Origin of the sequence: Aequorivita sp. KMM 9714 (assembly GCF_011065475.1) — a bacterium.
In the GTDB taxonomy this organism is placed as follows: Bacteria; Bacteroidota; Bacteroidia; order Flavobacteriales; family Flavobacteriaceae; genus Aequorivita; species Aequorivita sinensis.
In genome coordinates this window covers 118,934-132,221 of sequence record NZ_JAAGRO010000003.1, presented here as the reverse complement: position 1 = coordinate 132,221, position 13,288 = coordinate 118,934, and the positions used below count along the sequence as shown (strand labels likewise).

The following is a 13,288-nucleotide window of genomic DNA, read 5'->3' as shown; positions in this document are numbered from 1 at the left end:
CAAATTGACTAACTTTGAAATATGGTATTATATATTTTCATAATATTTTTCATCATTAGCCCTTTCTTTCCGGCTACTAGGCATCCTCACTGGTTTTTTCGTACTGCAGATTTTGTGAGACTTCAATCGGTGGTTATACAATTAATTCTTCTCGGAATTTTCATTTACACCGAAGATCACTACAGTACATTTAGTTGGATTTTACTTTTTGCGCTTATTGCCAGCATCATCTACCAACTTTTTAAAATAACACCATACAGTTCACTTTTTCCAAGAAGAAGATCGCACGATGCTACAGACGGATATGTTTCTATTTTAGCAGGAAATGTTTTACAAACAAATAACTGCTACTCAGACTTCCTGAAAGAGGTAAAACGATTTGACCCAGATTTAGTACTCACGATGGAGTCTAACAAGGATTGGGAAAATGGACTTTCCGAACTTGAAAAAGACTATCCTTTTACCGTAAAGGTACCTTTAGAAAATTTCTACGGAATGCATCTTTATTCTAAAGTTGAAGTAAAAAACGTAGAAGTAAAATATCAGATTGAAGACGATAAGCCTTCTATATTTTTCGACTACTATACCGATAAAGATTCGCCTATTTTCTTTTGCTGTCTTCACCCCGCTCCTCCAAGTCCTACAGAAAATGAAACTTCTAAAGAACGGGACGCCGAATTAATGCTTACAGGAAAGAGAATAAGAAAAATCGACAAGCCAACGGTGGTTTGTGGCGATATGAACGATGTAGTTTGGAGCCGCACAACGCGTCTTTTCAAAAAAATGACAGGGATGATAGATCCTCGTGTGGGTCGTGGATTCTTTTCTACTTTTCACGCAAACTATTTCTTCTTAAGGTTTCCCCTAGACCATCTTTTTCACACCCGCGATTTATATGTAGGTAAAATGATACGTTCCAAGAACTTCGGAAGCGACCATTTTGCGATGTACTATGAAATTCATCACAAAAAAAGAGTAGCAACCCCCAAAAATCCTAAACTAAATGGGGATGAAAAGGAAGAAATCGAGGAATTGATTGAGGAAGGAAAAAACAACGCTTAAAACCTTCCACTTTATATAAACGTTTCTATAAGCTGTTGTTATAAGATTGAACTACTTCAGTATTTCATTTCTTTAAAGAATATGCAACATTCAAGTTGTAATATTTGTTTTTATTTCTAAAACATTCTTTTTAATAGCTTAACAGTGCTTAAAACTGATTTATGTCAGTTGAAAAGTTTAGGAATTTTCGTAACTTCATTGGCTAAATCAATCTTAAAACTAAAGTAATGGATAAGAAAAAACCTAAATTAACTAGGCAAACAGGAGCTCCTGTTCCAGATAATCAAAATGTACAAACAGCTGGGCCACGTGGACCCATGTTAATGCAGGATGCTTGGTTTCTTGAAAAAATGGCAAACTTCGACAGAGAAGTTATTCCAGAAAGACGAATGCACGCAAAAGGTTCAGGTGCTTTTGGAACCTTTACAGTTACACACGACATCACGAAGTATACAAAAGCTGACATTTTTAGCGAAGTAGGGAAAAAAACAGAAATGTTTAGCCGCTTCTCTACCGTTGCTGGAGAAAGAGGTGCGGCAGATGCAGAAAGAGATATTAGAGGATTCGCACTAAAGTTTTATACAGATGAAGGGATTTGGGATTTGGTAGGAAACAATACACCCGTGTTTTTCTTTCGTGACCCTATGAAATTCCCAGATCTAAATCACGCTGTAAAACGCGATCCTAAAACAAATATGCGGGACGCTAATAACAACTGGGATTTTTGGACCTTACTACCCGAAGCACTTCACCAAGTAACAATTATTATGAGCGATCGTGGTATTCCAAGAGGATACAGACATATGCACGGATTCGGTAGCCACACCTATAGCTTTATAAACAAAGACAATGAAAGACATTGGGTGAAATTTCATTTTGTAACGCAACAAGGTATCGAAAACCTATCCGATGAAGAAGCGGCTAAAGTTGTGGGCATGGATAGGGAATCTTCTCAGCGAGATCTCTTTGATGCCATTGAAAGAAAAGACTTCCCAAAATGGAAGATGTATATTCAAGTAATGACGGAGGAAGAAGCAAAAACTTACCGTTTCCACCCATTCGACTTAACTAAGGTTTGGTCTAAAAAGGATTTCCCTTTAATTCCTGTAGGGGAATTTGAATTGAATAGAAACCCAGAAAACTACTTCCAAGATGTAGAACAAGCAGCTTTCAATCCGACGAATATTGTTCCTGGAATTGGCTTCTCTCCAGACAAAATGCTTCAAGGAAGATTGTTTTCATATGGTGATGCACAACGCTATAGACTTGGTGTAAACCACTATCAGATTCCGGTAAACAAACCTACTTGCCCTTACCACTCATATCATAGAGATGGAGCTATGCGAGTAGATGGAAATTACGGCGGAACAAAACATTACGAACCAAACAGCTATGGCGAATGGCAAGAACAACCTCAGGCCAAAGAACCGCCTTTAGAATTAAGTGGTGATGCTTACGCCCATAACTTTAGAGATGATGATGAAGATTACTTCACCCAACCTGGTGATTTATTCCGCATTATTAAAGCCGACGGAAAAGCTGATGTTTTATTTAAAAACACGGCTGCACAAGTTGGTGGTGCCGAGAAGTTTATTCAAATACGACATATTAGAAATTGTTATAAAGCCGATCCAGAATATGGCGAAGGTGTAGCAAAAGCACTCGGTTTAACGATGGACGAAGTGAACAACTTCGATATGACTCCTTATAACAAATGGGCACCAAGACCTAGCAATGGGTAACGTTTTTTAAAACAAAAATGATGTAAAAATAAATGCCATAAATAATCGAGCTTCGAGTATTTATGGCATTGTTTTAACCTCAGATATTTATTAACTAATAATAACTTTTAAAATTTAGATACTATGAAAAAAATTATGTCATTAGTTGCAATTGTATTCTTTACAATAGGTTCATTTGCACAAACACAATGGAAGGTAGATCCTTATCACTCCTCGTTAAACTTTAATATTTCCCATTCAGGAATTAGTATTGTAAACGGTAACTTTTTAGAATACACAGGAAACTTAACTACCGATGGAGAAGCGCTAAATAATGCAAACTTCGATTTTACTGTAAAAGTAAACAGTATAAACACCAATGTAACGGATAGAGACAATCACCTGAGAAGTGCTGATTTTTTTGAGGTAGAGAAATACCCAAACATGACTTTCAAAAGCACTAAAATGCTAGCTACAGGAAAGCCAGATAAGTATTTACTATATGGTAAATTAACCATTAAAGACGTTACAAAAGATGTGATTTTTGATGTGCATTATGGAGGATCTGTTAAGAGTGATAAAGGTGAAAAATTAGGTATGAAAGCCAAAACCACCATTAATAGATTTGACTACAACATCAATTTTGATCCAGCTGCTGCGGGTGTTGGAAAAGACGTAACTATTGTTGTTCACTTGCAGTTTGCAAAACAATAATTATGAAAAACTCATCAAAAGCCGTAGTCGAGAAAATGTTTGAAGCTTTTAGTGAAGGGGATGTAGAAAAATTTGTAGGCACGGTTTCCGAAGATACGGTTTGGATTTATCACGGAACCCAAATAATTCCCGCCGGTACTTTTGAAAAAAAGGAAGGTGTTAGAACCTTTTTCACTAATATCATGGAAAGGACTGAGATAATCAATTTTGAACCTCAGCAATATATCGTTGAAGACAATATGGTCGTGGTATTGGGAAAGGAACACCAAAGGGTTAAACGTTCTGGAAGAGAACTTAAGCAAAAATGGGTTCAAATTTATACCGTTGAAAACAATTTAATTACGAAAATGGAAGAGTTTGCCACTTCGGAAGAGGTATCATAAACTTTGTATTTTCTTTTTAAAAATGAACCTAGTGTTAGCAGTTTGTAGCACTAGGTTTTTTTATTTAAAATATTTTCAACTCATCTGAAAATGTCATTTCACACAATAACAATTCACTTACAACCAATAGGTTATATGACATTTATCATTGCAAATTTCACCTTTAAGGTTTAGATTGTGAACTTGTCCTAACGCCAATTATATAGGCGATTTTTAAATTTTGGGCATTACTTAATAGTATTAACCTTAAATGAATGTATAATGAAGAAGAAGTTTTTTAATGCGAAAATCTATCGCAATGATGAAGCCACTGAAATGATTGTAGAAAATGGTAAAATCACCCAAATTGGGAAAAATTTACCTAAATGTGATGAAGAAATTGATTTAGGCGGGAAGCTGGTTTTACCTCCTTATGTAGACCCTCATTTGCATTTGGACTACGTTTATACATTATCGGAACTAGGACAAGAAGGCGCTGGCTCAGGAACCTTATTTGAAGCGATAGAACTATGGCCCAAGTTTAAAGAAACCTTGACTGTTGAAAGTGTGAAAAAACTTGCTATGAAAGGAATTCACGATGAGGTTTCTCAAGGTGTGCAGCACATACGTACGCATATAGACGTTACCGACCCAAATTTCACAGCGTTAAAAGCAATGCTTGAAATGAAAGAAGATTTAAAAGACACGGTTGATATTCAAATTGTGGCTTTTCCGCAGCAAGGAATGTACACATATAAGGGCGGATTAGAACTAGTAGAAGAAGCATTGAAAATGGGAGCTGACGTTGTTGGAGGAATTCCACATTACGAACCAGCTAGGGAGTTTGGAGAAAAATCTGTTCACGACATTGTTAACCTCGGTCTGAAATACGATAAGATGATTGATGTTCACTGCGATGAAACAGATGATACACATTCGCGTTTTGTAGAATTACTGAATGCACTTGTTCTTATGGAAGACTATGGAACTAGAACTACTGCGAGTCATACCTGTTCATTTGGTTCGGCAGATAACTCTTATGCTTTTAGAATGATGGACCTTTTCCAAAAGAGTAAGATGAACTTTATTGCTTGTCCTACTGAAAACGTTTACTTGCAGGGCCGTCAAGACACCTACCCAAAACGTCGTGGATTAACTAGAGTAAAAGAATTTATAGAATTAGGAATTAATGTTGCCTTCGCACAAGATTCGATAAACGACCCATGGTATCCAATGGGGAATGGAAATATGATGAATATTCTAGACAACGGAATCCATTTAGCACAAACCATGTCGCCAGAAGAGATAAAAACAAGTTTTGACTTGATTACCTACAATGGCGCACGTTGTATGAATATTCAAGATAGCTATGGTTTAGAAGTAGGAAAAGCAGCCAATTTTATCGTGCTTAACGAATCTACAGTTTATGAAGCGATAAGAAAAAGAGTAGATGTATTGGCGTCAGTTCGAAATGGTGAGTTTTTATTCCGACGCAAGGAGGTAGAATACGACGTGCCTTTAAATCTTTAAACTTATCTTGTACACTTCTTTTAGGAAAAGCATTATAATTTCAAACCACTAATTTTTCAAAGATTTTATGGATGGATTTGTAGAGTTATCAGAATACATTTTTCGCATAGGCACCGCTTTTATATTAGGCGGAATTATTGGTTTTGAAAGACAGTGGCAACAAAAAAACGCAGGATTACGAACCAATACCTTAGTAGCGATTGGCGCTGCTTCTTATGTTTTACTATCTATAGACCTTTATAGTTTAGCGGGTGGAGACCCCGGCAGGGTAACGGCGCAAATCGTGACGGGTATTGGTTTTATTGGGGCTGGGGTTATAATGAAAGATGGGTTTAATGTTAGAGGACTCAACACCGCAGCCACCATATGGTGTTCCGCAGCAGTGGGAACATTGGCAGGGATGGGCTTTTTGCTTGAAGCCTTGATTACTACCATTGCCGTGGTTTTATCTCACCTAGTCTTAAGACCAATAAGTGTTCGTTTATCAAAGCTTTCAGCATATAAGAAAACCAAAGTAAAAGAAACTTACTACCAAGTTTCCATCCAATGTCTTTTAAATATGGAATCAAACGTTCGGTTTTGGCTATTAAACCATATTGAAGCAAATGATCAGTTATTGGTGCGTTCAATTAATAGGAATACGCTAGAATCTAATCCAGAAGAAATAGTTATTCAAATTGAAGTGGCAACTATTGGCGAACAAGAAAACTTATTGGAAAACTTGGTTACAGGTCTGACTATGGAACTCGAAGTAACTCGAGCAGGCTGGAAATTGGTAGGACGAGAAACAGAGTATTAGCCCCAACTCATTCTATTAAATAATTTGTGTATTTCACACGGTTAAAAACAAAACTATGAGCAAACAAAATATTACGGAAAAAACTAAAAGTGTCTTTCCGTGGTTGATTATGATTTTAATGTCGTCTGTAACCTTTGTGGGAATTCTCTCTGAATTGATGCCATCGGGGGTTTTACCTCTTATGATGGACGATTTAAATATCAACGAAGTTCAGACAGGGAATTTAGTTGGGTATTACGCCATAGCTTCGGCCATTTTTGCAATTCCGCTTATTTCCTTGACGATGCAGTTCAACAGGAAATATTTATTACTCCTTTTGTTGGGAGGTTTTGCTATTTCCAATATTATCTCAGGACTCGTTTACGATTACACCATCATCATTATACTTAGAGTTATTGGTGGTATTTGTGCGGGAGTCATGTGGCCAATGATTGCTGCTTATGGAATGAGGTTGGTAGATGAAAAGCATCACGGAAAAGCGATCGCTGTTATTATGGCAGGAACAACTTTAGGAATTAGCGTGGGGATGCCGATAATGACAACCATTGGGAATGATTACGGATGGCGAACAGAATTTATTGGGCTTGGTGCATTTATCCTTGCTATTGCCGTAGTTAGCTTTTTTGCGTTGCCTTCAACTCCAGGAGAAAAACTAACTAAAAGCTCCTCGCCATTTGCATTACTAAAAATACCGGAAGTGTTAATAATACTGTTACTTACATTACTCGGTGTAATTGCTCACTATGGTGTTTACGTGTATATCACTAGCCTTGTAAATGAAATTCAACTTGCTGGAGGTGTTGAAATGGCACTGTTATTTTTTGGAATTGGATCATTAATTTCAGTCTTGATAGCTATAAAATACACCGATAAATATTTAAGACTACTAACCATAGCCATGTTTGGGTTGATCATTATTTCAATGGTTATTTTCCTGATGTTTGGAGGTGCTACCGGAATTGGACATTTCGCCTTCTTTCTATGGGGAGTTTCCTTTGGTCCGTTAGTGACTCTATTACAAGCCGCGGTTAGCAGACAAGTAGAAACTGCTAAAGATGTGGCCACATCGGTTCAATCTTCCGTTTTCAATCTATCAATTATGATTGCATCATCTGCGGCAGGACTTCTATTGGGTATATACTCTCCTATGAGTTTGGTGTATCTTGCAATTGCACTTTCCATACCTGGAATTATAATTTCAGTATTTGCTAAAAAGACTTTGAGTTGATTTTATTATCCGTGCACAGACTGCCTATACTCAATACCCCATTTTGCCAACTCGTTAATAAGTGGCGAAAGTGTCGCACCATATTCTGTTATAGCATATTCAACCGTTATAGGCTTTGTATCTAAAACTGTTCGACTAACTAAATGATTCATTTCAAGATCTTGAAGTTCTTTGGAAAGCATTTTAGATCCTATCCCATCAATTTCTCTCATCAAATCCATAAACCCAAGTTTGTTACCCTCTATTAGCGTTCCCAGGATGTGAAACTTCCATTTCCCAGATAAAATACTCATCGTATCACTGATAGCTTGCATCCTAACCTGACATACAGGGGTGTCGTTTATTTTTGCTTTCTTTTTCATTTCAATATAAATATTACACAATTACCACTTAAGAGTACCGAGGTAGTTTCCTACAGGAAAGCACTTCCCAAAAGGAAATGCGTATCAAATATACACTTAAATATCAGTATATTTGTATTCATACTTGAAAGCATAACAGCTTAAATATGAATTAGGTAGAACTATGATAAATGTATTCAAGTAAAAAGATAACAATTTAAAAACAATATTATGAATAGCGATAAATTAAAAAACAATCCACTTCTTTGCGATCCAGAAACAGGAATGTGTGAAATGCCAGGCGAAGACGTTCAAGATTCAACAGTAGAAAAAGCTCAATCTTCTGAAAAATCAGTTAAGCTAGTTTACTTTACAGATCCAATTTGTTCTTCTTGTTGGGGAATTGAACCTCAGTTGAGAAAACTGAAATTAGAGTATGGAGACCATATTGAAATTGAATACAGAATGGGAGGTCTTTTACCAGATTGGAGTTACAATAGCGGAGGTATAGGAAAACCATCAGATGTTGCTTCACATTGGGACGAGGTAAGTGTTTATTACGATATGCCTATAGACGGGGATTTATGGCTAGAAGATCCATTAGATTCTTCATACCCACCTTCTATTGCTTATAAAGCTGCACAAATCCAAGATAAAGAGAAAGCCAACCTATTTATGCGCGAAATTCGTGAAATGGTTTTCTTACAAAAGAAAAATATTGCAAAATGGGAACATTTAGCAACTGCTGCCAAGGTTGTTGGTCTTGACGTTGAGCAATTAAAATCGGATTTTGAAGGAAAGGCAAAAACATTATTCCAAGACGATTTAAAAGCTGCTAGAGAATATGGTGTAAGAGGGTTCCCTACTATTTTCGTAGTTGACAACGAAGGAAATAAAGAAACCGTTTACGGCGCTAGACCGTATGCGTTTTATGAAATGGCAATCTTAAAAACGAATCCGAATATTCTGAAAAGCGAATACAGTAAAAATTGGGAATCACTTTTTGCTATTTACCCTACTCTTACAGCTAAGGAATTTTCTGAACTTTCAGGTACTCCTCGAGAGGAAAGTGAAAACGTATTGAACGAACTTACAACCAAAGGTTCTTTAGAAAAACTATCGACTAAAAACGGTTCTATTTGGAAAGTAAAATAGATTGAATTTGAAATAGACACTATCACTCAAAGTGTGTAAGTGTAAATACAAGGGTAGACTTTTAAAAAAGCCTACCTTTTTTTTAGAACTTAAAGGTTTGATTTAAAACTACATATTCAAAAACAGCCCAAATCTAGTGGATACCTTACCTCTTAATTTCCCGCTCAAAGTGGTTGTTTTATTATGGAATCAGTAAAACTTAGAAGTTATCGATTGTGCGGAAAAAACTCTTTCTTAAATATTTTTTGAGCAATTGAATTATGGCATCTTTTCCGTAAGTTTACGCTCTTAAACAAAAAATCTTAATTATAAAATGATTAAAAAACTACTATCTAAAAGACTTTTAAGCCTTCTGATGATTACACTTTTTTCAGGAGTAACACTGAATGCTAACAATGAAAACAACCAAGGCTCCCCCCTTAATGATACTCCTTGTGTTGAAAAAATCGTAATAGAATGCGATACTGTTTATACTGCAGATTTAGTTCCAAATGCAGGTTATTGGACAAACTATTCTAATGTTCCTTACAACTATACTGGATCGGAGCAAGTATTTGAATTTACGGCTACTGCCTCAGGTCTTCACATTATGGATTTAGATCAAGGAGCAGGCGATGCAGACTTTATGATTATGAATGCCTGTGGAAATATGGCCGGAAATATCACTGGTTTCTATTGGACTGGAGAGCAATCGGAATATATAGATTTAGTTGAAGGTACTACTTATTATATTATCGCCGATTTGTATGAAGCAAGCGGTCCGACTACGGTAAGTATTAAAGTAAATTGCATGGGAGATGTGGTTATTCCAGAACCAGATTTTGATTGCTTCCAAGGGCTAGGTATCGCTCCAAGCCTTGATGCAGGATTTAATTTAGACCCACGTAATCCAAATACATTTATTGCCAATGATTTTACAGTTGAAGCAAATACTACCTTTGCACTTCAACAAATCTCAATCAGCACAAATCAAGTTCAAGCTCCAGATCATGGTGTTTTCAACATTAGAGCAAATAATAATGGAATACCAGGTGATGTAATTGAAGTAATTGAAGCTGATGCAACATCTGCTATAGCATACGGATCTATGTACAATGAGCCTGTGTATCACGTGGTATTCGACTTGACTGAAGCGGTTGTTTTAACTGAAGGAGTTTATTGGTTAGAGCCAAAAATCACTACTCCTGAACCATCTACTGTTTGGTGGGCAGCTACAGAAAACGGAACAGATGGCGCAATTACAATGTTGTCTGAAGATGGAGGAACTAGTTGGACGGAACTGGAAGCGGAATCTATCTTTTTCGTAGCGGGAGAATGTGAAACCTTAGGCGTTTCTGATTTCACATCAGTTGATTTTGATTTTTATCCAAACCCAGTAAACGACGTGTTAACTATTCAATCACAAAAAACTGTAGAGTCGATTGAGGTTTATAACCTAATGGGGCAAATGATTTTAAATTCAAGCACTATTTCACATGGAAAAATTGATTTAAGCACTCTTAAGTCAGGAATCTATTTAGTGAAAGCAACATTTGAAGGTGGACTTACTGAAACCCTGAAAATTGTAAAAAAATAATAGAAATAAATTAAATTTCTTAATGCTTAAAAGCCGTCTCATTTTTCAAAATGGGACGGCTTTTTTGTTTGCTATACACGTTTGTTACCATAAAATTAGAGGCATGGTCAGCATAATTTTGGAGAATACTTTGAGTTGCGGCCGATAGTTCTTACCGAAAAACCATTTAATTTGGGAAAACAGGTGGAAATTGAAGTAATTCCAATTTATCGATACAAGTCAATGGCAGCATTCAAAAGCTCTATAATTTCTGATGGAAACTCTATTTGTTTTTCTTTAATTTCTACGTCTGTCTTATAAAGTGGGAGCTGAGTTTCAATCTTAGCTTTCATTGTTTGTAGCGATTGCAATAATGATATCATTGCGTGTTCCCCTCTAGGTTCATAGGGTGTAAATGTGATCGGAAGTACTTTCTTTTGTGCAAATTCCCCAGAAGCAGTGCACCACTCGATTAGGTTTTTTAATACTGCAGGGATGTTATGCGTGTATTCAGGGGTAGCAATGATTATCAGTTCAGCAGCATCAATTTTTTCTTTCAATTCAAGAATGTTTTTAGGAATGCCGGCTGTTAATCTGGAAGGACTAAACAAATCAAAATCTTGTAAACCTTCAAAAACCTGCATTTCATCCTTTTCCTGCAGCAATCGCTGAATTGCTTTTAGAAAATGAAAGTTACTGCTAGATATGCTTGCAGAAGCAGATATTCCTAATATTCGCATGGTTTTACTTTTAGTCAATACAAATTACAAAAATATATTCTGTTGGGACTATGTAGCCTATAACCATAAAAAACGCTATAATAATTCTCGCTTCTACTTTTGTAATTATTAGCGTAACATTCTTGTACAAAGTGGATTAAAAAAAAAGCTTCCCTACTTTCGTAGAGAAGCTGTATGTACTGACTCTTTGAGTTCGCACAATTAAACTAAAACACTTAACTATATAAATAGAAAAAGCTGACTTTTTACAGTCAGCTTTTCATTACGTGCGGGCGGGGAGACTCGAACTCCCACACCTCGCGGCACCAGATCCTAAGTCTGGCGTGTCTACCAATTCCACCACGCCCGCATTATAATCTTTTACAAAACTTAGGATTCTTTGTAAAAGGAGTGCAAATATAAACAAGATTTTGGTTTTTGAAATAAAAATTTTTAAAAATTTTAAATTCTGCTAAAACTTAGTTAAACCTAAACAGCATTTTCCCTATTTAGTACGCTGTTTCAGTGGTGTTTTGTACTTTAGCAATTCTTCAAAAATAAAATAATGAAAAGCGCAAAATCTTACATTGAACAAAATAAAGATCGATTTTTAGACGAATTAATCGAGCTTTTAAAAATACCATCAATTAGTGCAGACCCTGCATATAAAAAAGATGTGCTAAAAACAGCTGAAGCTGTAAAAGTGCAACTTGAAAAAGCAGGTTGTGACACTGTTGAAATCTGTGAAACTCCGGGATACCCGATTGTATATGGCGAAAAGATCATCGATAAAAACCTACCAACTGTTTTAGTATATGGTCATTATGACGTGCAACCACCAGACCCGTTAGAATTATGGACAAGTCCACCGTTTGAACCAGTTATAAAGGAAACTGAGCTTCATCCTGAAGGTGCAATATTTGCTCGAGGAAGTTGTGACGATAAAGGACAGATGTATATGCACGTAAAAGCGTTGGAATATATGACAGAAACCAACCAATTGCCGTGCAACGTTAAGTTTATGATTGAAGGTGAAGAAGAAGTTGGAAGTGAAAGTCTAGGATGGTTTATTAGCCGAAACCGCGAAAAACTTGCCAACGACGTTATTTTAATTAGCGACACTGGGATGATTTCTAAGGACACACCTTCTATTACTACCGGACTTCGTGGCTTGAGTTATGTTGAAGTAGAGGTTACAGGACCTAATCGTGACCTTCATAGCGGCCTTTACGGAGGAGCTGTGGCAAACCCTATAAATATCTTAGCTAAGATGATTGCCTCGCTTCACGACGAGAACAACCACATTACCATTCCAGGATTTTATGATGATGTGGAAGAACTTTCAAAAGAAGAACGCGAGAAAATGGCTGAGGCACCTTTCAACCTAAAAGATTATGAGAAAGCTCTAGATATCGATTCTGTTTATGGTGAAAAAGGCTATTCAACTAATGAAAGAAATTCTATTCGCCCAACATTGGATGTAAATGGAATTTGGGGTGGATATATAGGCGAAGGAGCAAAAACTGTAATTGCAAGTAAAGCCTTTGCTAAAATAAGTATGCGTTTAGTACCTGATCAAAACTGGGAGAAAATCACCGAACTTTTCAAAAACCATTTTGAAAGTATCGCTCCAAAAGGTGTACGCGTAAAAGTTAAACCTCATCACGGAGGAACAGCTTATGTTACTCCTATAGATAGTTTAGGCTATAGAGCTGCAGAAAAAGCTTACGAAGAAACATTTGGAAAAACACCAATTCCACAACGCAGCGGAGGAAGTATTCCTATTGTTGCTTTGTTTGAAAAAGAATTGAAGAGTAAAACAATTTTAATGGGCTTTGGTTTAGATAGCGACGCTATCCACTCCCCAAATGAACACTTTGGAGTTTGGAATTATTTGAAAGGAATTGAAACTATTCCTCAGTTCTACCATTATTTTACTGAAATGAGTAAATAATAAAACATTAAAATGTATTCTAGACCTGACAGATTTTTGAAACCTGTCAGGTCTAATTATTTATATACACTTCTCGTAAAACGAACACAACACCTAGTAACTTCATCATAATTTTAAACATAAATCCGTAATAACCAATACGCTACTT

General features: G+C 36.4%; 12 protein-coding genes and 1 tRNA gene. 10 read left to right on the top strand and 3 right to left on the bottom strand.

Annotation, left to right across the window (positions count from 1 at the left end; translation table 11 throughout):
• Positions 1-21 precede the first annotated feature (21 nt).
• From G3A46_RS09395 to G3A46_RS09365, 7 genes are all read left to right on the top strand, one after another.
• A complete protein-coding gene (locus G3A46_RS09395) occupies positions 22-1,062 on the top strand; it encodes an endonuclease/exonuclease/phosphatase family protein (protein ID WP_165149223.1) in 1,041 nt (346 codons plus the stop codon).
• A gap of 227 nt (positions 1,063-1,289) precedes the next feature.
• Complete coding sequence (locus G3A46_RS09390; RefSeq protein ID WP_165149221.1) at positions 1,290-2,804, top strand: catalase; 1,515 nt, start codon at positions 1,290-1,292, stop codon at positions 2,802-2,804.
• 123 nt (positions 2,805-2,927) lie between these two features.
• Positions 2,928-3,497 (top strand): YceI family protein, encoded by a 570-nt coding sequence (locus G3A46_RS09385; RefSeq protein WP_165149219.1) that lies wholly within the window; start codon positions 2,928-2,930, stop codon positions 3,495-3,497.
• A gap of 2 nt (positions 3,498-3,499) precedes the next feature.
• Positions 3,500-3,880, top strand: a complete 381-nt coding sequence (locus tag G3A46_RS09380; protein WP_165149217.1) for a nuclear transport factor 2 family protein — start codon at positions 3,500-3,502, stop codon at positions 3,878-3,880.
• A 261-nt stretch (positions 3,881-4,141) separates the two neighbouring features.
• Positions 4,142-5,389, top strand: coding sequence for an amidohydrolase family protein (locus G3A46_RS09375; RefSeq protein ID WP_165149215.1), 1,248 nt, complete (start codon positions 4,142-4,144; stop codon positions 5,387-5,389).
• 67 nt (positions 5,390-5,456) lie between these two features.
• The gene (locus G3A46_RS09370) at positions 5,457-6,188 is read left to right on the top strand and encodes an MgtC/SapB family protein (protein ID WP_165149213.1); all 732 of its coding nucleotides are present in this window, start codon (positions 5,457-5,459) and stop codon (positions 6,186-6,188) included.
• 55 nt (positions 6,189-6,243) lie between these two features.
• On the top strand, positions 6,244-7,416 hold the full coding sequence (locus tag G3A46_RS09365; RefSeq protein WP_165149211.1) for an MFS transporter: 1,173 nt from the start codon (positions 6,244-6,246) through the stop codon (positions 7,414-7,416).
• Positions 7,417-7,421: 5 nt separating this feature from the next.
• Here G3A46_RS09365 and G3A46_RS09360 read toward each other — a convergent pair whose 3' ends face one another.
• Positions 7,422-7,778, bottom strand: a complete 357-nt coding sequence (locus tag G3A46_RS09360; RefSeq protein ID WP_165149209.1) for a helix-turn-helix domain-containing protein — start codon at positions 7,776-7,778, stop codon at positions 7,422-7,424.
• A gap of 210 nt (positions 7,779-7,988) precedes the next feature.
• Between G3A46_RS09360 and G3A46_RS09355 the strand changes: the two genes are divergently transcribed.
• Entirely contained in the window at positions 7,989-8,912 is a 924-nt protein-coding gene (locus G3A46_RS09355; RefSeq protein WP_165149207.1) for a ClpXP adapter SpxH family protein, read from the top strand.
• 313 nt (positions 8,913-9,225) lie between these two features.
• Positions 9,226-10,488 (top strand): T9SS type A sorting domain-containing protein, encoded by a 1,263-nt coding sequence (locus G3A46_RS09350; RefSeq protein WP_165149205.1) that lies wholly within the window; start codon positions 9,226-9,228, stop codon positions 10,486-10,488.
• A gap of 206 nt (positions 10,489-10,694) precedes the next feature.
• On the opposite strand, the gene G3A46_RS09345 is transcribed toward G3A46_RS09350, so the two are convergent.
• The gene (locus G3A46_RS09345; protein ID WP_165149203.1) at positions 10,695-11,207 is read right to left on the bottom strand and encodes an NADPH-dependent FMN reductase; all 513 of its coding nucleotides are present in this window, start codon (positions 11,205-11,207) and stop codon (positions 10,695-10,697) included.
• Between the two features lie 267 nt (positions 11,208-11,474).
• Positions 11,475-11,556, bottom strand: a tRNA-Leu gene (locus G3A46_RS09340).
• Between the two features lie 195 nt (positions 11,557-11,751).
• On the opposite strand from G3A46_RS09340, the gene G3A46_RS09335 reads away from it, so the two are divergent.
• On the top strand, positions 11,752-13,140 hold the full coding sequence (locus G3A46_RS09335; RefSeq protein ID WP_165149201.1) for a dipeptidase: 1,389 nt from the start codon (positions 11,752-11,754) through the stop codon (positions 13,138-13,140).
• The last annotated feature ends 148 nt before the right edge of the window (positions 13,141-13,288 follow it).